Below are 24,147 nucleotides of genomic sequence, written 5' to 3'. Positions count from 1 at the left end.
GATTCCTTTAGATCGGGGTCTGTGGTGTTTCAGCGGCGGCCGGGATTTCGGCGAAGGCTTCACCCATGCGGGTGACGGTGCCGTTATGCAGCTGCGGCGCGAACTGCACGCTGCCTGCGGTAAACAGGTTGATCACCGTGGAGCCGAGTTTGAAACGGCCCATCTCGGCGCCTTTTTCCAGCGCGATGGCGCCTTCTTCGCCGGCGGCCGGGTAGGTCCAGCGTTTGATGATGCCTTCGCGCGGCGGCGTGACGGTGCCGGCCCAGACGGTTTCGATGCTGCCGACGATGGTGGCGCCGACCAGGATTTGCACCATCGGCCCGATGTCAGTGTCGAAGACGCAGATCACGCGCTCGTTGCGAGCGAACAGGTTAGGCACGTTGGCGGCGGTGAGCGGGTTGACCGAGAACAGATCGCCCGGCACATAGATCATTTCGCGCAGTACGCCGGCGCACGGCATGTGTACGCGGTGATAGTCGCGCGGCGCCAGGTAGGTAGTGGCGAACAGGCCGTTGCGGAACGGCTCGGCCAACAGGTAGTTGCCGGCCAGCAGTGCTTCCAGGCTGTAGTGGTGGCCTTTGGCCTGGAAGATTTGATCCTCGCGGATCGGGCCGAGCTGGCTGATGGCGCCATCGGCGGGCAGCGCCAGCCAGTTGGCGTCGGCGATGATCGGGCGCGCGCCATCGCGCAGCGGGCGCACGAAGAAATCGTTGAAGGTGGCGTAAGACGCCAGGTCCGGGTTTTGCGCTTCCTGCATGTCCACGCGGTAGTAGCGGGCGAAGGTTTTGACCACCAGTTGGGTCAGCCAGCCGGCCCGTTTGTCGGCGCCCCAGCCCGCCAGGCGGGTCAGCGCCAGCTTCGGCAGCCAATATTGCAGTTTAATCTTGATGCTATCCAGCACGTTAACCTCGTGAATCAGGGTAAAGGGCGCGCATTGTAACGAGGGCCTCGCCGTCGTCAATGCTCGCCCGTCAGTGTCAGTCTGCGGCGTCCGTGAAGTTCTTGCGAACCTTCACCTGAGCCATGCTTTCCAGAATGCGGTGATAGTTGTCGAAACGCTCTTCCGCGATGTCGCCTTTCTCCATCGCCGCGCGGATGGCGCAGCCGGGATCGGTATCGTGGCGGCAGTCGCGGAATTTGCAACCGCCTAAATAATCACGGAATTCGACAAAGCCGCGGGTGATTTGTTCCGGCTCCAGGTGCCACAGGCCAAACTCGCGCACTCCGGGGGAGTCGATCACGTCGCCGCCATGCTGGAAGTGGTACAGCCGCGCGGCGGTGGTGGTATGTTGCCCGAGGCCCGATACGTCGGAAACCTGATTTACCAGAATTTGCTCTTCAGACGGCGGCAACAGCGCGTTCAGCAGGCTGGATTTGCCTACCCCCGACTGGCCGGCGAAGATGCTGATGCGCCCGGCCAGCGCCTGTTCGAATTCCGCCATGCCTTCCCGCGTCTGGCTGGAGACTTCCAGCACCCGGTAGCCAATCTTGCGATAGATATCCATCATGCCGTCGACCAGCTTGCGCGCTTCGGCGTCCAGCAGGTCAATTTTGTTGAGCACGATCAGCGGCTCGACTTCGAGCGTTTCGCAGGCCACCAGATAGCGGTCGATGATGTTCAGCGACAGCTCGGGCAGGATCGCCGACACGATGACGATCTGATTGATATTGGCGGCGATCGGCTTCACGCCGTCGTAGAAGTCCGGGCGCGTCAGCACCGAGGTGCGCTCGTGCACCGCTTCCACAATGCCCTTCACCCCTTCATGGGCGCCCAGGCCGGGGCGCCACACCACGCGATCGCCGGTGACCAGCGAACGCAGCGTGCGGCGGATGTTGCAGCGGTGCTGAGTGCCATCCGGCGCCTCAACGTCGGCGTGCATGCCGAAACGGCTGATGACGACGCCTTCCTGCGGCTCGCCCAGCTGGGAATCATCCGGTTCCGGTTTGTTATCGGCGCGCTTCAGACGGCGCTGATGGTTCGCCTGCACGCGGCGTTGCTGACCTTTGGACAGTTTGTTCTTACTCACTGCGCCTCACTTGAATCGGTTTTATACCTTTACGTATACGCACAGCTGCGGCGAGGGACTAGCCCCGGGCGCAGCCTTGAACCCGTCAGGGTATATGTCGCCCAAGGCGACCAAAAAGACTATGATACACGCTATTTTATATTAAATAACCGTTGTTAGCCGCCGGCTGCGGCGCGTTGCCACCGGCGGCGCCCGTCGTTTCGTCCGCACAGCGTTTTTCTCTCGGCTTTTAGGCAGGAAACATCATGACAGGAAACGAAAATAACCTGATTTGGATCGATTTGGAGATGACCGGGCTGGATCCCGAGCGTGACCGCATTATTGAGATCGCCACGCTGGTCACCGACGCCAATCTGAACATCCTGGCGGAAGGGCCGGTGATCGCCGTGCACCAATCCGACGAGCAGCTGGCCTTGATGGACGAGTGGAACGTGCGCACCCATACCGGCAGCGGGCTGGTGGAGCGGGTGAAAGCCAGCCGCCAGGACGATCGCGCCGCCGAGCTGGAAACCATCGCCTTCCTGCAGCAATGGGTGCCGGCCGGCAAATCGCCGATTTGCGGCAACAGCGTGGGCCAGGATCGCCGTTTCCTGTTCCGCTATATGCCCGAGCTGGAGGCCTACTTCCATTACCGCTATCTGGACGTCAGCACGCTGAAGGAACTGGCGCGCCGTTGGAAGCCGGAAATTCTCGGCGGCTTTAAGAAGCAGGGCACCCATCAGGCGCTGGATGACATCCGCGAATCGGTGGCCGAACTGGCTTATTACCGCGAACATTTCATTCAGCTTTAAGGCGATGGCGGCCCCTGCGGGGAAAAAACGTCGTTTTTAGCCGCTTAATTCGCCAATCTGGCGCTTTAATCGGCAATCAAACAAAAATCGCGTTTTTTTGCTTTCAGGGGCTTGCGGCAAAAAGGATTTCTCGTATAATGCGCACCCCGTACCGATGAAGAATTTCGTAACGTTCCACCATCGATACGCCGGGCGGGAATAGCTCAGTTGGTAGAGCACGACCTTGCCAAGGTCGGGGTCGCGAGTTCGAGTCTCGTTTCCCGCTCCAAATTCAACAATGTCGCGATGCGGCATGATGAATAAATAAAGCAGTATCAAGCAGTACCTATGCGACGCGGGAATAGCTCAGTTGGTAGAGCGCAACCTTGCCAAGGTTGAGGTCGCGAGTTCGAGCCTCGTTTCCCGCTCCAAAAATTCAAAGGTCACGCCAGTGTTTGGTGACCGGATGCCAAAAGCATCTCTATGCGGGAATAGCTCAGTTGGTAGAGCACGACCTTGCCAAGGTCGGGGTCGCGAGTTCGAGTCTCGTTTCCCGCTCCAATTTTCTCTTCGTTTCAAACTCAAGTCCAACGCCTTATCCGGCGCGGATTTTTGTCCCGTTTTACACGCCTGCTAAAAATGTTGTAAACAGAGTTATCCACAGCCTCTGCACATAAACTCGCCTGCCTGAAAAATCAACGTCATACAAATTAAATATTTATCTATTTGATTTATATGCTTATTTATTTATCCCAAAACGTTATGCCGATCACTTGCTCTTTTTGTTGCAGTTGAAAGACAACGTGTTTTTATTTTTATGCACAAATCCACAGAGTGAGTCTTCCGGCGATAAGCCCGCGCGGCGCACGCCGTCAGGCGTCCCTCGGCAAACCTTTTTCCACAGCCCGTATCAGCCGTTTTTTCTGTGCCGTCTGCACCTCGATGCCCTGCGCTTCGCGGCGGGCGAGCTGTTGCGCCAGCGCCCAGTGGATATGTTCGTCCAGCATGCTGTCCTGGCCCAAACGCGTGCGCAGCGCGAGCACGACGCCGTCTTCATAAGGCGCATTGCCCAGCGCTACGGCGATATTGCGCAGCCAGCGCAGGTGGCCGATGCGGCGTATCGCCGAGCCTTCGGTGATGCGCAGGAATTTTTCTTCTGTCCAGTTGAACAGATCGATCAGCTGCGGCGCATGCAGCGCGGCGCGCGGGCTGAAATCGTCTTCGTCGGTGAGCTGCGAAAAGCGATTCCACGGGCAGATCAGCTGGCAGTCGTCGCAGCCGTAGATGCGGTTGCCGAGCAGCGGGCGGAATTCTTCCGGGATCGCGCCTTCCAGCTCGATGGTCAGGTAGGAGATGCAGCGCCGGGCGTCGACGGTATAGGGGGCGACGATGGCGCCGGTCGGGCAAGTGGTGATGCAGGCGACGCAGCGGCCGCACTGTTCTTCCTGCGGCTGATCCACCGGCAGCGGCAGATCGATCAGCAATTCGCCGAGGAAAAACCACGATCCGGCTTCGCGGTTGAGAATTAGTGAGTGTTTACCAACCCATCCGATGCCCGCCTTGGCGGCCAGCGCGCGCTCCATCACCGGCGCAGAATCGACAAAGGGGCGGAAATTCAACTCGCCGCAGTATTCCTGGATCTGATCGCCCAGTTTTTTCAGGCGCTGGCGCAACAGCTTGTGATAGTCACGCCCCAGCGCGTAGCGGCTGACGTAGCCCAACTGCGAATCTTGCAAGGTGCTGGCGAACGCCGCCTTGGCCGGCAGGTAGTTCATGCGTACGCTGATCACTCGCAGCGTGCCCGGCAACAGTTCGTGAGGGCGTGCGCGCAACATGCCGTGGCGCGCCATCCATTCCATCTCGCCGTGGTACTGCTTGTCGAGCCAGGCCTGCAGCTTCGGCTCTTCAAGGCTCAGATCGGTATCGCAGATGCCAACCTGCTGGAATCCTAGCGATTGCCCCCATTGCTTGATATGTTGGGCGAGTTGATGAAGATCGAGGGGGTGCGTCATGACGGGCCACAGTGAAAAAGCATACGCTGACAGTTTACCACACTCTGTCTGGCCTGCGGATTGGATCCGTCGCTCGGAACCCGCGGCGGCGGCCTCGCTCGGTATTTCTCTTTACGATTTGATGCAGCGCGCCGGTCAGGCGGCCTACGCGCTGGCGCGCAACGCGTACCCTTCCCGCGACCACTGGCTGGTGCTGTGTGGCCACGGCAACAACGGCGGCGACGGCTATGTGGTGGCGCGTCTGGCGAAGGCGGCGGGCGTGCAGGTGACGCTGATCGCCTGCGAAGGCGCACGTCCTTTGCCACCGGAAGCCGCAGAGGCTCGCGAGGCCTGGCAAGCAGCAGGCGGCGACATTCTGCCGGCGAACAGCCGCTGGCCGGCGTCTGTTTCGCTCATCATCGACGGCCTGCTGGGCACTGGTCTGGGCAGCGCGCCGCGTGCGCCTTACGACGCGCTGATCGAGGCCGCCAACCGCCATTCGGCGCCGGTGGTGGCGCTCGATATTCCGTCCGGCCTGCTGGCGGAAAGCGGCGCGGCGCCAGGCGCGGTGGTGCGTGCCGCGCACACCGTCACGTTCATCGGCCTCAAACCGGGGTTGCTGACCGGCCAGGCGCGTGACTGGGTCGGGCAACTTCATCAGAATGCGCTAGGCTTATCGGGTTGGTTGGCGAAGCAACCGGAGCAGATTCAGCGGCTTACCGCCGAGGTGTTGCCGCGCTGGCTGCATCCGCGCCGTCCTTGCGCTCATAAGGGCGAGCATGGCCGCCTGCTGTTGGTGGGCGGCGATAGCGGTTTCGGTGGCGCCATTCGCATGGCGGCGGAGGCGGCGCTGCGCAGCGGGGCTGGATTGGTGCGAGTGCTTACTCACATCGATCATGTTGCGCCGCTGCTGACGGCCAGGCCGGAGCTGATGGCGCAGGCGCTGGACGAGGCGACGCTGCGGCAGGCGATGCAATGGGCGGATGTGCTGGTGATTGGCCCGGGGCTGGGCCAGGCTGAGTGGGGCAAAAACGCCTTGAGCGTGCTGCAAACCAGCGATAAACCAGCCTTGTGGGACGCCGATGCGCTGAACTTGCTGGCATTAAATCCCGAGAAACGGCAGAATCGCGTGATGACTCCGCATCCTGGAGAGGCGGCGCGGCTGTTGAGCTGCAGCACTGCTGACATCGAGAGTGATCGCTTACTTGCCGTGCGCAAGCTGACGGCGCGCTACGGCGGTGTGGCGGTGCTGAAAGGCGCCGGTACGCTGATCGCCGATGAGCAGGGGCAGATGGCGATCGCCGACGTCGGCAACGCCGGCATGGCCTCCGGCGGCATGGGCGATGTGCTGTCGGGCATCATCGGCGGTTTGCTGGCGCAAAAGCTCCCGCTGTATGATGCCGCCTGTGCGGGCTGCGTCGTGCATGGCGCGGCCGGCGATCGCGTAGCGGAAAGACAAGGAACAAGAGGCATGTTGGCGACCGATTTACTGCCGGACATCCTTCATTTCGTTAATCCTGAGTGGGCAAAATAGACTTTATCGAATGAAAGAACTCGTTTTACCTCTGCCGGACGAGGCAGCGACTGTCGCTTTGGGCACCACTTTGGCCAAGGCCTGCGATCGCGCCAGCGTCATCTATCTCTACGGCGACCTGGGCGCCGGTAAAACCACCTTCAGCCGTGGCTTCCTGCAGGCGTTGGGGCATCAGGGCAACGTCAAAAGCCCGACCTATACGCTGGTAGAGCCCTATGCCTTGCAGCCGTTGGCGGTGTATCACTTCGATCTGTATCGCTTGGCCGATCCGGAAGAGCTTGAATTCATGGGCATTCGCGATTACTTCGCGCAAGACGCCATCTGCCTGGTCGAATGGCCGCAGCAGGGTACCGGCGTGCTGCCGGAGCCGGACCTGGCGCTGCACCTCAGCTATCAGGGCGAGGGGCGAGAGGCGAAGATTGAGGCGATTTCCGCATACGGCAGCCAGTTGTTAGACCGCATTCATGGATCACAGGGATGATGCTGCAATGACGCAGGTGTTGAAAAAATTTGCGGTCATCATGCTGATCGCCGTGCTGGGGCCGCTCGGCGCGTTGAACGCGCTGGCGGCGTCCTCGCTGTCCGATATCAAAGTGTCAAACGCCCAACGCGAAGCGACGGTGTCGGTGAGCTTCAATGGTCCGCCGGACTATGCGTTTTTCCCGCTGCACGGCCCGGAACGGGTGGTGCTGGACGTTAATCAAAAGGGCAAGGTCGGCGGTCTTCCGCTCAATTTCAGCGGGCAAAACCTGGTGAAAAGCATTCGCTCCAGCGCGCCGAAAGACGCTCAGAGCGTGCGCCTGGTGTTTGATCTGACCCAGCGCGCCAAAACCCGCGTTTCCACTCGCCAGAACGGCGGCGTGCATACCGTGGTGTTCACCATTTCGGCCGAAGGCGGCGCCAATATCGTGGCGCGTAAAGCGCCGGTGCAAACGCCTCCGCCGGTCGCCGTCAGTCAACCGCCGCGTCAGGCGCCGGTCGCGGTGCGTGAAGCGCCGGAGCCGCCGCTGCGCAAAGCGCCGACGGGATCGAATCCCTTTACCCAAAAACAGACCGTGGTCGCAGGCACCGCCACTGAGGTCACGCCGCGCAGCAGCCGCGTTTCCGCCGGTTCCGGCGATCGGGTGGTGGTGGCGATCGACGCCGGCCACGGCGGCCAGGATCCGGGGGCCATCGGCCCGAGCGGGTTGAAAGAAAAGAATGTCACCATCGCCATCGCGCGTCGCCTGCAGGCGATGCTGGACGCCGACCCGCAGTTCAAACCGGTGCTGACGCGTAACGGTGACTATTTCATCTCGGTGATGGGGCGTTCCGACGTTGCGCGTAAACAGGGCGCCAACGTGCTGGTCTCCATCCATGCCGACGCCGCGCCAAACCGCAGCGCCAGCGGCGCTTCCGTCTGGGTGCTGTCCAACCGCCGCGCCAACAGCGAAATGGCCGGTTGGCTCGAACAGCATGAGAAGCAGTCTGAGCTGCTCGGCGGCGCCGGCGATTTGCTGGCCAATAGCCAGGCCGACCCTTATCTGAGCCAGGCGGTGCTGGATCTGCAGTTCGGTCACTCGCAGCGCGTCGGGTACGACGTGGCGGTGAAAGTGCTGCAGCAGCTGCAGAGCGTCGGATCGTTGCATAAACGCCGGCCGGAACACGCCAGCCTGGGCGTGCTGCGTTCGCCGGATATTCCATCGCTGCTGGTGGAAACCGGATTTATCAGTAATAGCACGGAGGAGCGGCTGCTGGGCAGTAGCGCGTATCAGGAGAAGATTGCCAAGGCCATTCATAACGGCCTGCGCAGCTACTTCCTGGCGCATCCGCTGCAAGCCGACCCAAAGGTGGAAAACCGACCGCTGGACGTCGCAGCGGCGGTTAACACCTCAACACCAGACGTGCGTCAGCCGGAGCCTATCGTCAGCCCGGCCGGCGCGAGCCGCAGCGTTAGCGGCAAGACCCAGATCCACGTGGTGAAACGGGCGGAGACGCTGTCCGGCATCGCCGACAGCTACGGCACCACCATGGCGGCGCTGCGGGATCTGAACAAACTGAAGAAAGATGGCGTGTGGGTCGGGCAACGCCTGAAGGTGCCGGCGGGGAAAACCGCCGCCGTCGCCAAGGCTAAAACGCCGGCGAAAAGGCCGTCTAAACATAAAGTGGCCCGTGGGGACACGCTGTCCTCCATCGCTTCCCGCTACGGGGTCAGCGTCGGCGATCTGAAACGGGTCAATAATCTGAAGTCGGACGTCGCGCCGCTGGATCGGACGCTGACCATTCCGCAGGCCTAGCGCCACCGCTACAGGAGTCAGCATGCCTATCCAGGTGTTACCGCCACAGCTCGCCAACCAGATCGCCGCCGGAGAGGTGGTCGAACGCCCCGCGTCGGTCGTCAAAGAGCTGGTGGAAAACAGCCTGGACGCCGGTGCGACGCGCATCGATATCGATATCGAACGCGGCGGCGCCAAGCTGATCCGCATTCGCGACAACGGCTGCGGCATCGGCAAGGACGATCTGGCGCTGGCGCTGGCGCGGCACGCCACCAGTAAAATCAGCACGCTCGACGACCTGGAGGCGATCGTCAGCCTCGGCTTTCGCGGCGAAGCGCTGGCCAGCATCAGTTCGGTGTCCCGTTTGACTCTGACGTCGCGCACCGCCGACCAGAGCGAAGCGTGGCAAGCCTATGCCGAAGGGCGCGAGCAGACGGTGACGGTCAAACCCGCCGCGCACCCGGTCGGCAGCACGCTGGAAGTGCTGGATCTGTTTTACAACACCCCGGCGCGCCGCAAGTTCATGCGCACCGAGAAAACCGAATTCGGCCATATCGATGAAGTGGTGCGGCGCATCGCGCTGGCGCGCTTCGATGTGGCGATCAACCTCAGCCACAACGGCAAACTGATCCGCCAATACCGGGCGGCGAAGGAAGAAAGCCAGCACGAGCGCCGTTTGGGCAGCATCTGCGGCCCGGCGTTTTTGCAGCATGCGCTGAACATCGACTGGCAGCACGGCGATCTGAGCATCCGCGGTTGGGTGGCGGATCCGGCCGGGGCGCGCCAGCTGGGTGAAATGCAGTATTGTTACGTCAACTGCCGCATGATGCGCGATCGTTTGATCAATCACGCCATTCGTCAGGCCTATCAGGATCAGTTGAAGGACGATCAGCAGCCCGCTTACGTGCTGTATCTGGAGGTCGATCCGCACCAGGTGGACGTCAACGTGCATCCCGCCAAGCACGAGGTGCGTTTCCATCAGGCGCGGCTGGTGCACGATTTTATCTACCAGGCGGTGACCACCGTGCTGCAACAGGCCGGTCAGACACCGTCGCTGCCGCTGGCGGAAACGCCGGACGAAGCGCCCGCGCCGGTCTGGCAGCAGGAAAACCGCGTCGCCGCCGGCGGCAACCATTTTTCTCAGCCTGCGCCGCGCCGTGAAACGCCGCCACCGGCCGGCACCGCCCGCGAGCGGCCGCCGCAGCCGAGCTGGCAAGCGGAGGGCGGTTATCAGAAACGCGAAGGCGAGCTGTACGGTAAACTGATGCAGCCCGCCGCCGAGCCGCCGGCCGAGGCCGCGCCGGAAGTCTCGATCAAGCCGCCGTTGTTCCCGCCGGCGAAAGCCGCAGCGGAAACGCCGTTGGCGGGCGGCCAGCACAGTTTTGGCCGGGTGTTGATGATCCATCCGCCGTGTTATGCGTTGATTGAACAGCGCCAGCAGCCGGCGTTGCTCAATCTTACGGTGGCCGAGCGCTGGCTGCGTCAGGCGCAGCTCAACCCGCCGACGGAAGGGCTGCGGCCGCAGCCGCTGCTGATCCCAGTCAAGCTGACGTTGGAAAAGAGCGAAGCGGCGGCCATCGCGCGGCATCAGGCGCTGCTGACGATGATGGGGCTGGATCTGCAGGCGGATCACGGCCGTGTGACGCTGCGCGCAGTGCCTTTACCATTACGCCAACAAAATTTACAAAAACTGATACCCGAACTGTTAGGCTATCTGGCCGAACATCAGGAGATGTCGCCCGCGGTGCTGGCCACCTGGCTCGCTCGCCGTCTTGGCAGCGAACATGAACAGTGGAACACCTCGCAAGCGATACAATTGCTGACCGACGTTGAACGACTTTGCCCGCAGCTGGTCAAATCGCCACCGAGCGGACTTTTACAACCCGTTGATTTACAGGCCGCACTGGCGGCCCTCAAGCATGACTGACACTGAAATGACACCACGTCCCCCGGCTATTTTCATCATGGGGCCGACCGCCTCGGGCAAGACCGCGCTGGCGATCGCGCTGCGCGAACGCCTGCCGGTGGAACTGATCAGCGTCGATTCCGCGCTGATTTACCGCGGCATGGATATCGGCACCGCCAAGCCGAGCGCCGAAGAATTGGCGCAGGCGCCGCATCGGCTGATCGATATTCGCGATCCCGCCGAAGCTTACTCGGCCGCGGAGTTCCGCGCCGATGCGCTGAAAGAGATGGCCGACATCACCGCCGCCGGCCGCATTCCGCTGTTGGTGGGCGGCACCATGTTGTATTTCAAGGCGTTGCTGGAAGGATTGTCGCCGTTGCCGTCCGCCGATCCCGCGGTGCGCGAGCGCATCGAACGGCAAGCGGCGGAGCAGGGCTGGGAGGCGTTGCACCGTCAGTTACAGGCGATCGATCCGGTCGCGGCATTGAGAATTCATCCGAATGATCCGCAGAGACTGTCCAGAGCACTGGAAGTTTTTTTTATTTCGGGTAAAACTTTAACGGAACTGACTAAAATTTCGGGTGAATCGTTGCCGTATCAAGTTCACCAATTTGCGATAGCGCCGACCAGCCGTGAGTTGATCCATCAACGCATCGAGCTGCGGTACCATCAAATGTTGGCGGCGGGTTTTGAGACGGAAGCGCGTGCACTTTTCGCACGGGGTGATTTGCATACGGACTTGCCCTCCATTCGCTGTGTCGGTTACCGCCAGATGTGGTCATACTTGTCTGGTGAAATTAGTTACGATGAGATGGTTTATCGTGGTATTTGCGCAACACGTCAGTTGGCTAAACGCCAAATGACCTGGTTACGGGGTTGGGAGTCGGTCCATTGGTTGGACAGTGAAAAGCCGGGAGAGGCTTTGGACTCGGTGACACAGGTTGTTAGTGCATAGGTTGGGTGATTGTGTACAATTGCTGAGTATTCAGCGCGCAAATTTTTTACGTCGTTTATTTTAGAGCCGACAGGTTCTTAGTTACAAACAACAAGCAAATAAGGAAAAGATAGAATGGCTAAGGGGCAATCTTTGCAAGATCCGTTCCTGAACGCATTGCGTCGTGAACGTGTTCCGGTTTCTATTTATTTGGTGAATGGTATTAAGCTGCAAGGCCAGATTGAGTCTTTTGACCAGTTTGTCATCCTGTTGAAGAACACGGTTAGCCAGATGGTGTACAAGCACGCTATCTCTACCGTTGTCCCGTCACGTCCGGTTTCGCATCACAGCAACAACCCGAGCGGCGGTTCAAGCAACTATCACCATGGCAACAATCCGTCTGCGCAGCAACAGCCGCAGCAGGAAAGCGATGACGCTGAATAAAGCGCGTTGCAAGTCAACCATGACGGGGAGCATAAGCAGCCGCGGGCTGTTTATGTCCCCCAAACTCACGGTGAGTGTCCGTTTGAGAGGTTGCACGCTTGTTTGACCGTTATGAAGCCGGTGAGCAGGCCGTACTGGTTCATATCTATTTCTCGCAAGACAAAGATACGGAAGACCTCAACGAGTTCGAATCGCTGGTCTCCTCAGCCGGTGTCGAAGCTTTGCAAGTGGTGACTGGTAGCCGCAAAGCCCCGCATCCGAAGTACTTTGTCGGCGAAGGAAAGGCCGAAGAAATTGCAGATGCGGTGAAAGCCAGCGGCGCGTCTGTTGTCCTGTTTGATCATTCCCTTTCCCCGGCGCAGGAAAGAAACCTCGAGCGCCTGTGCGAATGCCGGGTGATCGATCGCACCGGGCTGATTTTAGACATCTTCGCCCAGCGTGCCCGCACCCATGAAGGTAAGCTGCAGGTGGAGCTGGCGCAGTTGCGTCACATCGCCACGCGTCTGGTACGCGGCTGGACGCACCTGGAGCGGCAAAAAGGGGGGATTGGCCTGCGCGGGCCGGGGGAAACCCAGCTTGAGACCGACCGTCGCCTGTTGCGCGATCGCATCAGCTTGATTCTGCGCCGCCTGGAGCGGGTAGAAAAGCAGCGTGAACAAGGCCGACGCGCGCGGACCCGTGCCGATGTGCCGACCGTATCGCTGGTGGGCTACACCAACGCCGGCAAATCCACCCTGTTTAACCGAATAACGTCTGCCGAGGTGTATGCGGCGGACCAGCTATTTGCCACCCTGGATCCTACGTTGCGGCGCATTGACGTGCCGGACGTGGGGGATACCGTGTTGGCGGATACCGTAGGCTTCATCCGGCACCTGCCGCACGATCTGGTGGCCGCCTTCAAGGCGACGCTGCAGGAAACGCGCCAGGCATCTCTGCTGCTGCACGTCATCGATGCCGCAGATCCGCGCGTCGATGAGAACATCGAAGCGGTGAACACCGTGCTGGCGGAGATAGACTCGGATGAAATTCCTACACTGTTAGTGATGAACAAAATAGATATGCTGGACGATTTTGTGCCGCGTATCGACCGCAACGACGAAAACCTGCCGATCCGGGTGTGGCTGTCCGCCGCCAGCGGAGAGGGTATTCCGTTGCTGTATCAGGCGTTGACGGAGCGCTTATCGGGGGAGATCGCGCATTACGAATTGCGCTTACCGCCACGGGCAGGCCGTCTTCGCAGCCGTTTTTACCAGCTTCAGGCGATTGAAAAAGAGTGGAACGAAGAAGACGGCAGCATTGGCGTGGTGGTGCGAATGCCGATCGTCGAATGGCGTCGTCTCTGCAAGCAAGAACAGGACCTGATTGACTTTATCGTATGATCATATCCTGTTACATTTATGCTTCGCGAAAGCCTGAAGTACCCAATCACAGAATATGGAGCTAAAACATGGCGTGGAATCAGCCCGGTAATAACGGACAGGACCGCGACCCGTGGGGGAGCAGCAATAATAATGGCGGCAACTCTGGCGGTAACAACAAAGGCGGTCGTGATCAAGGGCCACCTGATTTGGACGATATCTTCCGCAAACTGAGCAAGAAATTGAGCGGTTTCGGCGGGGGCAAAGGCTCCAACAGCAATAGCGGCGGCACCGGCACCTCTGGCCCGGGCTTCAGCGGCCGTATTATCGGTATCGCGGCGGTCGCCGTGGTGGTGATCTGGGCCGCCAGCGGCTTCTACACCATCAAGGAAGCCGAGCGCGGCGTCGTGACGCGTTTCGGCAAGTTCAGCCATCTGGTGCAACCGGGCCTGAACTGGAAGCCGACCTTCATCGACGACGTGCGTCCGGTGAACGTGGAATCCGTGCGCGAATTGGCGGCGTCCGGCGTGATGCTGACCTCCGATGAAAACGTGGTGCGCGTGGAAATGAACGTGCAGTACCGCGTGACCAACCCGGAAGCGTACCTGTTCAGCGTCGTCAATGCCGACGACAGCCTGAGCCAGGCGACCGACAGCGCCCTGCGCGGCGTAATCGGCAAGTACTCGATGGATCGCATCCTGACCGAAGGCCGTACCGTGGTGCGTAACGATACGCAGCGCATGCTGGAAGAGACCATCCGTCCTTACAACATGGGCATCACGCTGCTGGACGTCAACTTCCAGGCGGCGCGTCCGCCGGAAGAGGTGAAGGCGTCGTTCGACGATGCGATCGCCGCGCGTGAGAATGAGCAGCAATACATCCGTGAAGCGGAAGCTTACGCCAACGAAGTTCAGCCGCGTGCGAACGGCCAGGCGCAGCGTCTGCTGGAAGACTCCAAGGCTTATAAGGACCGCACCGTCCTGGAAGCTCAGGGTGAGGTGGCGCGCTTTGCCAAGCTGTTGCCGGAATACAAGTCCGCACCGCAGATCACTCGCGAGCGTCTGTATATCGAAACCATGGAAAAAGTGCTGGGCCATACCCGTAAGGTGTTGGTGAGCGACAAAGGCAACAACCTGATGGTGCTGCCGCTGGATCAGATGCTGCGCGGCCAAGGCGCGGCGGCGGAGAGCGGCAACAAGGATACCAGCCTGATTCGCCTCAATCCGAATCCTGCGCCGGCTGCCAACAGCAGCACTCCGCGCACCAGCGGCGGATCGGTTATGGATCAGCGCCGGGCGAATGCGCAGCGTGACGACACCACTCGCGTAGGGAGAGAGTAATCAATGCGTAAGTCTTTTGTAGTTATTGTCCTCGCGGTGCTGGTGGTGCTGTACGCTTCGCTGTTCGTGGTGCAGGAAGGCCAGCGCGGCATCGTGCTGCGCTTCGGCAAGGTTCTGCGCGACGGCGAAAACAAGCCGCTGGTGTATGCGCCGGGTCTGCACCTCAAGATCCCGTTCATTGAGACCGTGAAGAACCTGGATGCGCGCATCCAGACCATGGACAACCAGGCCGATCGCTTCGTGACCAGCGAGAAGAAAGACCTGATCGTCGACTCCTATCTGAAGTGGCGCATCAGCGACTTCAGCCGTTACTACCTGGCGACCGGGGGCGGCGACGTCTCCCAGGCCGAAGTGCTGCTGAAACGCAAGTTCAGCGACCGTCTGCGTTCCGAAATTGGCCGTCTGGACGTGAAAGACATCGTGACCGACTCGCGCGGCAAGCTGATGTCTGACGTGCGTGACGCGCTGAACACCGGCACCGTGGGTGACGGCGAAGAGGTGGCGACCACCGAAGCCGATGACGCTATCGCCTCTGCGGCGGCGCGCGTTGAGCGGGAAACCACCGGCAAACAGCCGCAGGTGAACCCGAACAGCATGGCGGCGTTGGGCATCGAAGTGATCGACGTGCGTATCAAGCAGATTAACCTGCCGGCCGAAGTGTCCGACGCCATCTACCAGCGTATGCGCGCCGAGCGTGAAGCGGTAGCCCGTCGTCTGCGCTCGCAGGGCCAGGAAGAAGCCGAGAAGCTGCGCGCCAGCGCGGATTACGAAGTGACCCGTACCCTGGCGGAAGCCGAGCGTCAGGCGCGTATCACCCGCGGTGAAGGCGATGCCGAAGCGGCCAAGCTGTTCGCCAACGCGTTCAGCCAGGATCCGGATTTCTATGCCTTTATCCGCAGCCTGCGCGCCTATGAAGCCAGCTTCAAGGACAACCAGGACGTGCTGGTACTGAGCCCGGACAGCGATTTCTTCCGCTACATGAAGTCGCCTGATACCCTGCGCAAATAAGCGCGGCAGGCAATCTGATCGAGGGCCCGTTTACGCGGGCCCTTTCTCGTTTTTGGGGGATGCATGAACTCAACGATTTGGCTGGCGCTCGGGCTGGTTCTGGTGCTGGAAGGATTGGGGCCGATGCTGTTTCCGCAGGCCTGGCGCAAAATGATTGTGGCGATGTCGCAGCTGCCGGACGCGACGCTGCGGCGATTTGGCGGTGGAATAGTGGTTGCGGGCTGCGTGATCTACTACATGTTGAGCGGCCGCACGGGTCTTTAAAGTCTAGCCCAAAATTTATGCAATCGTATGCTAAAAGTGCTGAAAATCGAAAATTACGGTGGTAGAATCCATTTTTAAGCAATCGGTGATTTTGAAAAATGGGTAAGAACGTCGTCGTACTGGGCACCCAATGGGGTGACGAAGGTAAAGGCAAGGTTGTAGACCTGCTGACTGAACGGGCTCAATATGTTGTGCGCTACCAAGGTGGCCATAACGCTGGCCACACTCTGGTAATCAACGGTGAAAAAACCGTCCTTCATTTAATTCCTTCAGGTATTCTGCGTGAAAACGTCACCAGCATCATCGGCAACGGTGTTGTTCTGGCGCCGGACGCGTTGATGAAAGAAATGGGTGAACTCGAAGCGCGTGGCATCCCGGTACGCGAACGTCTGTTACTCTCTGAAGCTTGCCCGTTGATCCTGCCTTACCACGTTGCGTTGGATAACGCGCGTGAGAAAGCGCGCGGCGCGAAAGCGATCGGCACCACCGGTCGCGGCATCGGCCCGGCTTACGAAGATAAAGTGGCTCGTCGCGGCCTGCGCGTCGGCGACCTGTTCAACAAAGAAACCTTCGCCGTTAAGCTGAAAGAGATCGTCGATTACCACAACTTCCAGCTGGTCAACTACTACAAAGTTGACGCCGTCGATTATCAGGCGACGCTGGACTACGTGCTGTCTATCGCCGACATCCTGACCGCCATGGTGGTTGACGTTTCCGAACTGCTGGACGGCGCGCGCAAGCGTGGCGACCTGATCATGTTCGAGGGCGCTCAGGGTACCCTGCTGGATATCGACCACGGTACTTATCCGTACGTGACCTCTTCCAACACCACCGCCGGCGGCGTGGCTACCGGTTCCGGCATCGGCCCGCGTTATGTGGATTACGTGCTGGGCATCGTGAAAGCCTACTCCACTCGCGTGGGTGCAGGTCCGTTCCCAACTGAACTGTTCGATGAAACCGGCGAATACCTGTGCAAGCAGGGTAACGAGTTCGGCGCCACCACCGGCCGTCGTCGTCGTACCGGTTGGCTGGACGCGGTAGCGGTGCGCCGCGCCGTGCAGATCAACTCCCTGTCCGGCTTCTGCCTGACCAAACTGGACGTCCTGGACGGCCTGAAAGAAGTGAAGATCTGCGTGGGTTACCGCATGCCGGACGGCCGCGAAGTGGACACCACTCCGCTGGCGGCTGAAGGCTGGGAAGGCATTGAGCCTATCTACGAAACCATGCCGGGCTGGAGCGAAACCACCTTTGGCGTGAAAGAGCACAGCAAGCTGCCTCAGGCTGCGCTGAACTACATCAAGCGCATCGAAGAAGTGACCGGCGTACCGGTAGACATCATCTCTACCGGCCCGGATCGCAGCGAAACCATGATCCTGCGCGACCCGTTCGACGCATAATCAGGCTTTGCGGCATTAAACAAACCGGGCGCGTCCCGGTTTGTTTTTATCCTGACTCCCTCCGATTGCGGTTTCACGTCAAAAAATCCTTTCATAAACCCGCCTTAGGGCGCGGGATTCGCTAAATAATTAGCGACGAACTCTCCGGCTGGTTTATTATCCAATGAGTAATCTTTTGAATAGCGCCGAAAAGCGGCGTATCAGACGGGTAAAGTGATACCCAGAGGTAAGATGTGCAGTTAACAAGTTTTACTGATTATGGCCTGCGGGCGTTGATCTACATGGCATCGTTGCCGCAGGACAAGATGACCAGCATCTCGGAAGTGACTGAGGTTTATGGCGTGTCTCGCAACCATATGGTGAAGATCATCAATCAGTTGAGCCGGGTAGGTTTTGTCACGGCGGTGCGCGGCAAGCATGGCGGCATACGTTTGGGCAAACCGGCCGAGAGCATTCGCCTCGGTGACGTGGTGCGGGCGCTGGAGCCGCTTGCGCTGGTTAACTGCAGCAGTGAGTTTTGCCACATTACCCCTGCCTGCCGATTGAAGCAGGTGCTCCACCAGGGCGTACAGAATTTCCTTGAAGAGCTGGATAAGCATACGTTGGCCGACATGGTCGAAGACAATCCGCCGCTCTACAAGCTATTGCTTGTCGAATAAAACGACGTTGAGAAGACAAGGCTCAACGTCATCCTGCTGATGACAACGGAGGAACCGCAATGTCACAAGATCCATTCCTGGAACGAGAAGCAGAAAAATACGAATCCCCTATCCCCAGCCGTGAATATATCCTGGCCCATTTGGCGAAAAGAGAAACGCCGGCCAGCCGCGAAGAACTGGGCAACGAATTGGGCCTCAGCGGCGAAGAACAGCTGGAAGCGCTGCGCCGCCGCCTGCGCGCCATGGAGCGCGATGGCCAGTTAGTGTTTACCCGCCGCCAGTGCTACGCGCTGCCGGAACGTTTGGATCTGCTGCGCGGCACGGTGATCGGCCACCGCGACGGCTACGGCTTCCTGCGCGTTGAAGGCAGCAAAGACGACCTGTACCTGTCTGCCGAACAGATGAAAATGGCGATCCACGGTGACGTGGTGCTGGCGCAGGCCTTGGGCGCGGATCGCAAAGGGCGCCGCGAAGCGCGCATCGTGCGCGTGCTGGTGCCGAAAACCAGCCAGATTGTCGGCCGCTTCTTCATGGATGCCGGTACCGGCTTCGTGGTGCCGGACGACAGCCGTCTGAGCTTCGATATTCTGATCCCGGCGGACAGCGTCAGCGGCGCGCGCATGGGCTTTATGGTGGTGGTGGAGCTGACTCAGCGCCCGACCCGCCGCACCAAGGCGGTCGGCAAGATCGTCGAGATCCTCGGCGACAAGATGGGCACCAGCATGGCGGTGGACATCGCGCTGCGCACCCATGAGATCCCGCATACCTGGCCGCCGCAGGTGGAAAAGCAGGTGGCCGATCTCAGCGAACAGGTGCCGGAAGCGGCCAAGAAGGGCCGCGTCGATCTGCGCAAACTGCCGTTGGTCACCATCGACGGTGAAGACGCGCGCGACTTTGATGACGCCGTGTACTGCGAGAAAAAACGCGGCGGCGGCTGGCGCCTGTGGGTGGCGATCGCCGACGTCAGTTACTACGTGCGCCCGCGCACCGCGCTGGACGATGAAGCGCGCAGCCGCGGCAACTCGGTGTATTTCCCGTCGCAGGTGATCCCGATGCTGCCGGAAGTGCTGTCCAACGGGCTGTGCTCCCTGAACCCGCAGGTCGATCGTCTGTGCATGGTGTGCGAAATGACCATCTCCGCCCAGGGGCGCCTGTCGACGGCCAAGTTCTACGAGGCGGTGATGAGCTCTCACGCCCGCCTGACCTACAACAAGGTGTGGCACATTTTGCAGGGCGATCAGGAGCTGCGCGAGCATTACCATCCGCTGGTCAAGCACCTGGAAGAGCTGCACGCCATGTACAAGGTGCTGGATAAGGCGCGCGCCGAGCGCGGCGGCATCGCGTTCGAAACCGAAGAAGCCAAATTCATCTTCAACGCCGAACGCCGCATCGAGCGCGTGGAGCCGACGGTGCGCAATGACGCCCACAAGCTGATCGAAGAGTGCATGATCATGGCCAACGTGGCGGCCGCGCGCTTCGTCGAGAAACGCAACGAGCCGGCGCTGTACCGCGTGCACGATCGTCCGAGCGACGACCACATCTCCGCGCTGCGCAGCGTGCTGAGCGAGCTGGGGCTGACGTTGGGCGGCGGCAACAAGCCGCAGCCGAAGGACTATGCGGTGCTGATGGATGAAGTGTCCGAGCGCCCTGACCACGAAATGCTGCAAACCATGTTGCTGCGTTCGATGAAGCAGGCGATTTACGATCCGGAAAACCGCGGCCACTTCGGCCTGGCGCTGGCGTCTTATGGCCACTTCACCTCGCCGATCCGCCGTTATCCGGATCTGGCGCTGCACCGCGCGATCAAATATCAGTTGGCCAAAGAACACGGCGAGCAGAAAGAGCGCTGGACGCCGACCGGCGGCTGGCACAGCGAGTTCGAAGAGATGCTGCAGCTGGGCGAACACTGCTCGATGACCGAGCGTCGCGCGGACGAAGCGACGCGCAACGTCGCCGACTGGCTGAAGTGCGACTTCATGCAGGATCACGTCGGTGAAGTGTTCAGCGGCATCATCTCCAGCGTGACCGGCTTCGGCTTCTTCGTGCGCCTGAACGATCTGTTCATCGACGGGCTGGTGCACGTATCAACGCTGGATAATGATTACTATCGCTACGATAATATCGGCCAGCGCCTGATCGGCGAATCTTCCGGCACGGTCTATCGCCTGGGGGATACGGTGGAGATCCGCGTGGACGCGGTGCACATGGACGAGCGCAAGATCGATTTCGCACTGGTATCCAGCACCCGCAAAGCGCGCGGTGAAGGCAAAACCGAGCGCGATCGCGCCAAGAAGGGCGGCCAGCGCACGCTGCGCGACAACGGTAGCGCGGGGCGCGGCAAGCGCCGCGGTGGCAAACCGCCGGCCAACTTCGAGCCGGACAGCGCCTTCCGCAAGCAGGATGACGCCAAGCCCGCGGACAACGTGAAGAAGGCGAAGAAGAAAGCCAAGAAAGCGTCCGACAAAACGCGGAAAATCGCGGCGGCGACCAAAGCCAAGCGCGCAGCCAAGAAGAAAGGTGCCGAGCAGGCCTAACCTGCCGCACATCGTTATCATCGGCCGGTTATCGCCGGCCGCACGAATTTAAAAGAGCATCATGAGCGAAATTATTTACGGCATCCACGCCGTCAAAGCCCTGTTAGAGCGCGACCCGCAACGCTTCCTGGAAGTGTTTATTCTGAAAGGCCGCGAAGATCGCCGTCTGCAACCGCTGATCGCCGAGCTGGAAGCGACCGGCATCGTGATCCAGGTGGCGAACCGTCAATGGCTGGATGACAAGGTTGAAGGCGCGGTGCATCAGGGGATCATCGCCCGGGTGCGCGAAGGGCGCCAGTATCAGGAGAACGATCTGCCGGGCCTGCTGGAAAGCGTGGAGACGCCGTTCCTGCTGGTGCTGGACGGCGTGACCGACCCGCACAACCTCGGCGCCTGCCTGCGCAGCGCCGACGCGGCCGGCGTGCACGCGGTGATCGTGCCCCGTGACCGTTCCGCCCAGTTGAACGCCACCGCCAAGAAAGTGGCCTGCGGCGCCGCCGAAAACGTGCCGTTGATCCGCGTGACCAACCTGGCGCGCACGCTGCGTCTGCTGCAAGAGATGAACGTCTGGGTGGTGGGCACCGCCGGCGAAGCCGATCATACGCTGTATCAAAGCAAAATGACCGGCCCGATGGCGCTGGTGATGGGCGCGGAAGGCGAAGGCATGCGTCGCCTGACCCGCGAACACTGCGACGAGCTGATCAGCATCCCGATGGCCGGCACCGTCTCTTCGCTGAACGTGTCGGTCGCCACCGGCATCTGCCTGTTCGAAGCGGTGCGTCAGCGCGGCTGATTCTCCTGACGGGGGCGCTCTGCCCCCGTTAATTCCCTCTCTTGTGATCCCGCCTGCGGCAGAAATCTCTGCGCCGACCATACTTATCCCTGACGCTTTTTTCAGGGAGCACTCTCATGGTCTGGACTACGCACACCGTTTTTAACCAACCCAAGCCGCTGGGCAACAGCAACCTGTTTCTCTCCGATACGCCGCTGCGCGAAGCGTTGCAGCGCGAGCAAGGCGGTTGGGACGCCGAGGTATTGGCTTCGCTGGGCCAGCAGCTCGGCACGCAAGAGTCGCTGGAGCTGGGGCGCTTGGCCAACGCCAACCCGCCGGAGCTGCTGCGCTATGACGCCACCGGCCAGCGGTTGGACGATGTTCGCTTTCACCCCGCCTGGCATATTCTGATGCAGGGGCTGATCGCCAATCGGGTGCACAATCTGCCCTGGCAGGAGGATGCGCGCATCGGTTCCTTCGTGGCGCGCGCCGCGCGCTTTATGCTGCATGCGCAGGTCGAGGCCGGCACGCTGTGCCCGGTGACCATGACCTTCGGCGCCACGCCGCTGTTGCTGCAGGCGTTACCGGCGGAATTCCGTTCCTGGCTGACCCCGTTGCTGTCGGATCGTTATGACGCTCACCTGCTGCCTGGCGGGCAAAAGCGCGGTCTGCTGATCGGCATGGGTATGACAGAGAAGCAGGGCGGCTCCGATGTCTTGAGCAATACCACCACCGCCGCGCCGCTCGGCGCGCGTGGGCCGGGCGAAGCCTACCGGCTGGTGGGGCACAAGTGGTTCTTCTCGGTGCCGCAGAGCGATGCGCACCTGGTGCTGGCGCAGGCCGAAGGCGGGCTGTCCTGCTTCTTCCTGCCGCGCATTTTGCCGGATGGCAGCCGCAACGCCATTCGCCTGGAGCGGCTGAAAGACAAACTGGGCAACCGCTCCAACGCCAGCAGCGAGGTGGAGTTTCAGGACGCCACGGCCTGGCTGCTGGGCGATGAGGGCGACGGCGTGCGGCATATCCTGAAGATGGGCGGCCTGACCCGTTTCGACTGTTCGCTGGGCAGCCACGGCCTGATGCGCCGCGGGCTGTCGGTGGCGCTGTATCATGCGCTGCAGCGGCAGGCATTCGGTAAGCTCTTGATCGAACAACCGCTGATGCGTCAGGTTCTGGCGCGCATGGCGCTGCGGCTGGAAGGGCATACCGCGCTGCTGTTCCGGCTGGCCCGCGCCTGGGAAAGCCGCAGCAATGAGGGCGAGCTGATCTACAGCCGCCTGCTGACGCCGGCGGCCAAATACAGCATCTGCCGCCAGGGCATGCCGTTCATCGCCGAGGCGATGGAGGTGCTGGGCGGCATCGGTTACTGTGAGGAGAGCGAACTGCCGCGCCTGTATCGTGAGATGCCGGTGAACAGCATCTGGGAAGGTTCCGGCAACATCATGTGCCTGGACGTGTTGCGCAGCCTGCACAAACTGCCGGGCGCGCTCGAGATACTGCAGTTCGAGCTGCAGCCGGTGCGCGGCCAGAATCGGTTGTTCGATCGCGCCTGGCGGCAGTGGCAGCAGCGCGCCCGGCAACCGAGTGAGGAGATGGGGCGGCTGCTCACTCAACAGCTGTTCGACCTGTGCTGCGCCGCACAGCTGCTGCAGCACGCCAGCCCGCAGATCGCCGATGCTTGGTGTCATCTGACGCTGGATCATCGCGGCGAGAGCCTGCTGTCGGCCGAGGTGTGCGAACTGCTGCTGAACCGCGCCATCGGCGGTTAGGGAAAAGGGTGGCGCGCGGCGGCGAAAACCTTTTTAATTCAGCCTCACTCTGACAGGAAAATGCACATGGATATTCTCAGCGCGTTGGCGGCGTTCGCCTCTTACTTCTTCAGCGGTTTCGCCATGATTTTGGTGTTTCTGTTCGTCTATACCCGCATCACCCCGCACGACGAATGGGCGTTGATCAAGGCCGATAATCAATCCGCCGCCTTTGCTTTTATCGGCGCCTGCCTGGGGTATGTGATCCCGCTGGCCAGCGCGGCGATCAACTCGATCAGCCTGCTGGATTACCTGCTGTGGGGCGTAGTGGCGCTGGTGGTGCAACTGCTGCTGTTCGCGGCCGTGAAGATCTACATGCCGCGCATCAGCGAAAAGATCGAAGCGAATCACCTGGCCGCCGGGATTTTCCTGGGGGGCGTCTCCGTTAGCGGCGGCGTGTTGAATGCGGCTTGCATGAGCTACTAAAGGTATAAGATGGCGGAGGCGCGCCAGCCAAGCGGGTGCGCCTGCTCTTCCATCCGCAGGATGCGGTAATAGCTGGCGCCGTGTTGGCCGGCGGTGCGGGCGATGGCCAGTTCCGCTTCCTGCGGCGAGCCGGGCAGATCGCTGAAGGTGATCTCGGCGATTTCACTGAGCGGCGTCACGCGATCGGCGGGCGCCAGCTCGGCGGACTGTGCGCCGGTGCTGAGCAATCCCATGGAAAGCAGGAGGGAGGTGAGTGCGGTGGAGCGTTTCATGGCGTTCCCCTTCGTCAGATCCTGAATCGACACCCGCAACATGCGGCATGCTGTCCCTCAGTGTGCAACACCCTTCTTCAGCCAGTGCAAAGCCAGTGTAAATCTGCTTAAACAATCCCCGCCTTAACGATACAGGAGCGCCTGGGAATACCATTGGCCCGGCACGACGGTTTCGCTGTTCATGATGATCACGTAATAACGGGCGCCGGCGGCGGTGGCTTTGCGCTGGATCTCCGCTTCCACGTCCATCGGGCTGCCGCGCACCACGGCGGTGACGGTGCCGATTTTCACCAGTTTGGCGGTCTGCGCGCGGACGATCTCCTGCGCCTGTGCGGTGGGCGGCGGCGGCGGTTTCGGCGTGGTGGTCATGATGCCGCAGGCGGAAAGCTGTGCGGCCAGCGTCAGGGCGATGAGTGTGCGGACAAACGTCATGGGAACCTCGAAAGAGCCG

22 protein-coding genes and 3 tRNA genes are annotated in these 24,147 nt (G+C 60.9%); 20 read left to right on the top strand and 5 right to left on the bottom strand.

Annotated elements, in window-relative coordinates; genetic code table 11:
* Positions 1-7 precede the first annotated feature (7 nt).
* Together asd and rsgA are read right to left on the bottom strand one after the other, a co-directional pair.
* On the bottom strand, positions 8-901 hold the full coding sequence (asd, locus tag ACP39K_RS15790; protein ID WP_028127565.1) for an archaetidylserine decarboxylase: 894 nt from the start codon (positions 899-901) through the stop codon (positions 8-10).
* 76 nt (positions 902-977) lie between these two features.
* On the bottom strand, positions 978-2,027 hold the full coding sequence (gene rsgA / locus ACP39K_RS15785; protein ID WP_033638924.1) for a small ribosomal subunit biogenesis GTPase RsgA: 1,050 nt from the start codon (positions 2,025-2,027) through the stop codon (positions 978-980).
* 245 nt (positions 2,028-2,272) lie between these two features.
* On the opposite strand from rsgA, the gene orn reads away from it, so the two are divergent.
* The 4 genes from orn to ACP39K_RS15765 all read left to right on the top strand — a co-directional run bounded on the left by orn (position 2,273) and on the right by ACP39K_RS15765 (position 3,358).
* Positions 2,273-2,818 carry an oligoribonuclease gene (gene orn, locus ACP39K_RS15780; RefSeq protein ID WP_004929689.1) on the top strand — a complete coding sequence of 182 codons (546 nt, stop codon included), beginning with the start codon at positions 2,273-2,275 and terminating at the stop codon, positions 2,816-2,818.
* Between the two features lie 192 nt (positions 2,819-3,010).
* Positions 3,011-3,086 (top strand) — tRNA-Gly (locus tag ACP39K_RS15775).
* 66 nt (positions 3,087-3,152) lie between these two features.
* Positions 3,153-3,228: transfer RNA gene (locus ACP39K_RS15770), tRNA-Gly, on the top strand.
* Between the two features lie 54 nt (positions 3,229-3,282).
* Positions 3,283-3,358, top strand: a tRNA-Gly gene (locus ACP39K_RS15765).
* Between the two features lie 311 nt (positions 3,359-3,669).
* Here ACP39K_RS15765 and queG read toward each other — a convergent pair.
* Positions 3,670-4,809, bottom strand: coding sequence for a tRNA epoxyqueuosine(34) reductase QueG (gene queG, locus ACP39K_RS15760; protein ID WP_016929367.1), 1,140 nt, complete (start codon positions 4,807-4,809; stop codon positions 3,670-3,672).
* Here queG and nnr point away from each other — a divergent pair.
* The 16 genes from nnr to ACP39K_RS15680 all read left to right on the top strand — a co-directional run bounded on the left by nnr (position 4,808) and on the right by ACP39K_RS15680 (position 23,424).
* On the top strand, positions 4,808-6,322 hold the full coding sequence (gene nnr / locus ACP39K_RS15755) for a bifunctional ADP-dependent NAD(P)H-hydrate dehydratase/NAD(P)H-hydrate epimerase (RefSeq protein WP_342149143.1): 1,515 nt from the start codon (positions 4,808-4,810) through the stop codon (positions 6,320-6,322). The genes queG and nnr overlap by 2 nt on opposite strands.
* 10 nt (positions 6,323-6,332) lie before the next feature.
* Positions 6,333-6,803 (top strand): tRNA (adenosine(37)-N6)-threonylcarbamoyltransferase complex ATPase subunit type 1 TsaE, encoded by a 471-nt coding sequence (gene tsaE, locus ACP39K_RS15750; RefSeq protein ID WP_025305017.1) that lies wholly within the window; start codon positions 6,333-6,335, stop codon positions 6,801-6,803.
* Between the two features lie 7 nt (positions 6,804-6,810).
* Positions 6,811-8,598 carry an N-acetylmuramoyl-L-alanine amidase AmiB gene (gene amiB / locus ACP39K_RS15745; protein WP_147881902.1) on the top strand — a complete coding sequence of 596 codons (1,788 nt, stop codon included), beginning with the start codon at positions 6,811-6,813 and terminating at the stop codon, positions 8,596-8,598.
* Between the two features lie 22 nt (positions 8,599-8,620).
* Positions 8,621-10,504, top strand: coding sequence for a DNA mismatch repair endonuclease MutL (gene mutL, locus ACP39K_RS15740; RefSeq protein WP_497008650.1), 1,884 nt, complete (start codon positions 8,621-8,623; stop codon positions 10,502-10,504).
* Positions 10,497-11,438 (top strand): tRNA (adenosine(37)-N6)-dimethylallyltransferase MiaA, encoded by a 942-nt coding sequence (miaA, locus tag ACP39K_RS15735; RefSeq protein ID WP_004933679.1) that lies wholly within the window; start codon positions 10,497-10,499, stop codon positions 11,436-11,438. Before mutL ends, miaA begins: the two co-directional genes overlap by 8 nt.
* Positions 11,439-11,552: 114 nt before the next feature.
* Positions 11,553-11,861, top strand: a complete 309-nt coding sequence (hfq, locus tag ACP39K_RS15730; protein WP_004933678.1) for an RNA chaperone Hfq — start codon at positions 11,553-11,555, stop codon at positions 11,859-11,861.
* A 98-nt stretch (positions 11,862-11,959) separates the two neighbouring features.
* A complete protein-coding gene (gene hflX, locus ACP39K_RS15725; RefSeq protein WP_004933675.1) occupies positions 11,960-13,240 on the top strand; it encodes a ribosome rescue GTPase HflX in 1,281 nt (426 codons plus the stop codon).
* A 68-nt stretch (positions 13,241-13,308) separates the two neighbouring features.
* Entirely contained in the window at positions 13,309-14,559 is a 1,251-nt protein-coding gene (gene hflK, locus ACP39K_RS15720; RefSeq protein ID WP_004933672.1) for an FtsH protease activity modulator HflK, read from the top strand.
* Positions 14,560-14,562: 3 nt separating this feature from the next.
* Complete coding sequence (gene hflC, locus ACP39K_RS15715) at positions 14,563-15,567, top strand: protease modulator HflC (RefSeq protein WP_004933669.1); 1,005 nt, start codon at positions 14,563-14,565, stop codon at positions 15,565-15,567.
* A gap of 63 nt (positions 15,568-15,630) precedes the next feature.
* Entirely contained in the window at positions 15,631-15,831 is a 201-nt protein-coding gene (locus ACP39K_RS15710) for a DUF2065 domain-containing protein (RefSeq protein WP_004933666.1), read from the top strand.
* A gap of 98 nt (positions 15,832-15,929) precedes the next feature.
* Positions 15,930-17,228, top strand: a complete 1,299-nt coding sequence (locus ACP39K_RS15705) for an adenylosuccinate synthase (RefSeq protein WP_004933663.1) — start codon at positions 15,930-15,932, stop codon at positions 17,226-17,228.
* 233 nt (positions 17,229-17,461) lie between these two features.
* A complete protein-coding gene (gene nsrR, locus ACP39K_RS15700; RefSeq protein ID WP_004933660.1) occupies positions 17,462-17,887 on the top strand; it encodes a nitric oxide-sensing transcriptional repressor NsrR in 426 nt (141 codons plus the stop codon).
* A gap of 59 nt (positions 17,888-17,946) precedes the next feature.
* On the top strand, positions 17,947-20,421 hold the full coding sequence (gene rnr / locus ACP39K_RS15695) for a ribonuclease R (RefSeq protein ID WP_033638918.1): 2,475 nt from the start codon (positions 17,947-17,949) through the stop codon (positions 20,419-20,421).
* A gap of 61 nt (positions 20,422-20,482) precedes the next feature.
* Positions 20,483-21,214: a 23S rRNA (guanosine(2251)-2'-O)-methyltransferase RlmB gene (gene rlmB, locus ACP39K_RS15690; protein ID WP_004933653.1), complete on the top strand. Its 732-nt coding sequence runs from the start codon at positions 20,483-20,485 to the stop codon at positions 21,212-21,214.
* Positions 21,215-21,330: 116 nt separating this feature from the next.
* The gene (locus tag ACP39K_RS15685; RefSeq protein WP_033638917.1) at positions 21,331-22,959 is read left to right on the top strand and encodes an isovaleryl-CoA dehydrogenase; all 1,629 of its coding nucleotides are present in this window, start codon (positions 21,331-21,333) and stop codon (positions 22,957-22,959) included.
* Between the two features lie 66 nt (positions 22,960-23,025).
* Positions 23,026-23,424, top strand: coding sequence for a DUF350 domain-containing protein (locus ACP39K_RS15680; RefSeq protein ID WP_016929354.1), 399 nt, complete (start codon positions 23,026-23,028; stop codon positions 23,422-23,424).
* Here the strand turns inward: ACP39K_RS15680 and ACP39K_RS15675 are convergent.
* On the bottom strand, positions 23,421-23,696 hold the full coding sequence (locus tag ACP39K_RS15675) for a YdgH/BhsA/McbA family protein (RefSeq protein WP_033633541.1): 276 nt from the start codon (positions 23,694-23,696) through the stop codon (positions 23,421-23,423). The two genes, ACP39K_RS15680 and ACP39K_RS15675, sit on opposite strands and share 4 nt — an antisense overlap.
* Before the next feature lie 123 nt (positions 23,697-23,819).
* Positions 23,820-24,128: a biofilm peroxide resistance protein BsmA gene (gene bsmA, locus ACP39K_RS15670; protein ID WP_016929352.1), complete on the bottom strand. Its 309-nt coding sequence runs from the start codon at positions 24,126-24,128 to the stop codon at positions 23,820-23,822.
* Positions 24,129-24,147: the final 19 nt, after the last annotated feature.

The sequence above is a fragment of the Serratia sp. EC4 genome (genome assembly GCF_059652115.1).
The sequence above is the reverse complement of the archived record's forward strand: the minus strand, read 5'-3'. Positions and strand labels throughout refer to the sequence as shown.

Bases quoted from the DNA above. Each gene is read 5' to 3' on its own strand.
- orn (WP_004929689.1), top strand. From the start codon at position 2,273: ATGACAGGAAACGAAAATAACCTGATTTGGATCGATTTGGAGATGACC.
- nnr (WP_342149143.1), top strand. From the start codon at position 4,808: ATGACGGGCCACAGTGAAAAAGCATACGCTGACAGTTTACCACACTCT.
- queG (WP_016929367.1), bottom strand. From the start codon at position 4,809: ATGACGCACCCCCTCGATCTTCATCAACTCGCCCAACATATCAAGCAA.
- tsaE (WP_025305017.1), top strand. From the start codon at position 6,333: ATGAAAGAACTCGTTTTACCTCTGCCGGACGAGGCAGCGACTGTCGCT.
- amiB (WP_147881902.1), top strand. From the start codon at position 6,811: ATGACGCAGGTGTTGAAAAAATTTGCGGTCATCATGCTGATCGCCGTG.
- mutL (WP_497008650.1), top strand. From the start codon at position 8,621: ATGCCTATCCAGGTGTTACCGCCACAGCTCGCCAACCAGATCGCCGCC.
- miaA (WP_004933679.1), top strand. From the start codon at position 10,497: ATGACTGACACTGAAATGACACCACGTCCCCCGGCTATTTTCATCATG.
- hfq (WP_004933678.1), top strand. From the start codon at position 11,553: ATGGCTAAGGGGCAATCTTTGCAAGATCCGTTCCTGAACGCATTGCGT.
- hflK (WP_004933672.1), top strand. From the start codon at position 13,309: ATGGCGTGGAATCAGCCCGGTAATAACGGACAGGACCGCGACCCGTGG.
- hflC (WP_004933669.1), top strand. From the start codon at position 14,563: ATGCGTAAGTCTTTTGTAGTTATTGTCCTCGCGGTGCTGGTGGTGCTG.
- ACP39K_RS15710 (WP_004933666.1), top strand. From the start codon at position 15,631: ATGAACTCAACGATTTGGCTGGCGCTCGGGCTGGTTCTGGTGCTGGAA.
- ACP39K_RS15705 (WP_004933663.1), top strand. From the start codon at position 15,930: ATGGGTAAGAACGTCGTCGTACTGGGCACCCAATGGGGTGACGAAGGT.
- rnr (WP_033638918.1), top strand. From the start codon at position 17,947: ATGTCACAAGATCCATTCCTGGAACGAGAAGCAGAAAAATACGAATCC.
- rlmB (WP_004933653.1), top strand. From the start codon at position 20,483: ATGAGCGAAATTATTTACGGCATCCACGCCGTCAAAGCCCTGTTAGAG.
- ACP39K_RS15685 (WP_033638917.1), top strand. From the start codon at position 21,331: ATGGTCTGGACTACGCACACCGTTTTTAACCAACCCAAGCCGCTGGGC.
- ACP39K_RS15680 (WP_016929354.1), top strand. From the start codon at position 23,026: ATGGATATTCTCAGCGCGTTGGCGGCGTTCGCCTCTTACTTCTTCAGC.
- ACP39K_RS15675 (WP_033633541.1), bottom strand. From the start codon at position 23,696: ATGAAACGCTCCACCGCACTCACCTCCCTCCTGCTTTCCATGGGATTG.
- bsmA (WP_016929352.1), bottom strand. From the start codon at position 24,128: ATGACGTTTGTCCGCACACTCATCGCCCTGACGCTGGCCGCACAGCTT.